At 36.1% G+C, this 1,816-nt stretch carries 2 protein-coding genes; one reads left to right on the plus strand and one right to left on the minus strand.

Annotated features, from left to right (window positions below; translation table 11 throughout):
• The coding region (locus AC1DTM_RS24995) for a DUF1694 domain-containing protein (RefSeq protein WP_477001143.1) at positions 1-220 on the plus strand (220 nt) is incomplete at its 5' end.
• 35 nt (positions 221-255) lie between these two features.
• Here the strand turns inward: AC1DTM_RS24995 and AC1DTM_RS25000 are convergent.
• On the minus strand, positions 256-1,680 hold the full coding sequence (locus AC1DTM_RS25000) for an aldehyde dehydrogenase family protein (protein ID WP_088099036.1): 1,425 nt from the start codon (positions 1,678-1,680) through the stop codon (positions 256-258).
• Between the last annotated feature and the right edge of the window lie 136 nt (positions 1,681-1,816).

The raw sequence follows: 1,816 nt of genomic DNA on the forward strand, positions 1-1,816 counted from the left end.
GCGTTCTTCTCAATCATTACAACTATTCCTAAATGGTAGCATTGCTTACCCACATTTATCAAAATACATTAAATTAGCAAATGAAAAAAATGTTCCTTTTACAATTGTTCAAAATAAAGGCACAGAAACACCAATCGGTTTAGTACTATCTCATAGCACTGCTGTAGATAAAGAACACATTTATGCCGAAGATGATATTTTCAAACAAGAAATGAAGTAAAATAAAAGGTACACTTGATTAAAAAAGTGTACTTTTTATTTTTTAATACATATTAATTTCATTTCTGTCATTTCTTCTATTGCATATTTAATCCCTTCACGGCCTGTGCCACTCTCTTTTACACCACCATAAGGCATATGATCTACCCTGAACGTTGGAATATCATTAATCATGACACCACCGACTTCTAATTCATCAATTGCACGCATTGCTTTACATAGATTGTTTGTAAATACACCTGCTTGTAATCCATAACGTGAATTATTTACTTGTTCTAAAGCCTCATCAAATTCTTTAAATGTATTTACAGTCATAAGTGGACCGAATACTTCTTGGCACTGAACAGATACATACTCTGGAACATTTGTTAATACAGTTGGTTCAAAAATCCTTGCATCACGTTTGTTACCACCGTATACAACATTTGCTCCTTCCTTAACTGCCTCTTCCACCCATGAATTTATACGTTCTACATCGTTTTTTGAAATAAGTGCCGATACATCTGTTTCTTCATGAAGCGGGTCTCCTACTACAACGTTTTCCATTGCTTTCGTTAATTTTGTAATAAACTCCTCCATTTTGCATTCATGCACAAAAACACGTTGTACTGAAATACAAACTTGTCCATTATTCACAAACGCGCCCCATTTTACACGTTCAATTATTTCGTCTGTCAATTCAACATCTTCATCAATAATTACAGCAGCGTTCGATCCTAATTCTAACGTCACTCGTTTCAATCCAGATTTTTCCTTAATTCCAATACCTACTTTCGGACTTCCTGTAAAAGTAATACTAGCAACGTTCTCATCTTTTACTAATGCCTCACCTACAACAGATCCAGGTCCAGAAATTATATTGAAAGCTCCCTTTGGTAAACCAGCTTCTTCAAATAATTCTACCAATGCATACGACGAAAGTGGCGTTTGGTCGGCTGGCTTTAGCACAATAGTATTTCCAGCCGCAATTGCTGGGCCTACTTTATGTGCTACTAAATTAAGCGGAAAATTAAACGGTGTAATAGCACCAATAACCCCGATTGGTTGTCGAATTGTATACGCTATACGGCCCTCTGCTCCTGGCGCAGCATCTAATGGTAACGTCTCACCATATATTCGCTTCGCTTCTTCAGCTGCAAACTTATATGTTTGAACAGTGCGATCTACTTCTCCCCGTGCAGCACGAATTGGTTTTGCAGCTTCTTTTGCGATAATCTCTGCAAACTCTTCTCTTCTCTCATCCATTTTTTGTGCAACCTTTTCTAAAATAGTTGCGCGATCGTATGCAGATAATTTTTTCATTTCTTTCATTGCATTTTTAGCTGAAACTACTGCTTCCTTAACGTCATCTTCTGTACCTTGCGCAATCTCCGCTAATGTTTCTTCAGAATATGGTGCATACAATGGTTTATACGTCCCTACTGATTTCCATATCCCATTTATATATAAATGCTTTTTCATAGTGGTTCTCCTTCCAAATATATGTATACAATAATACATTACATTTACTTCACCTAGTGAAAGGTCTGACTTATGTAATTGTATCATAGCCCTAATAMACCAAAAAACATTTTGCTCAAAAAAAACTCTKCTACAA

The sequence above is a fragment of the Bacillus sp. P4_D3 genome (genome assembly GCF_056401855.1).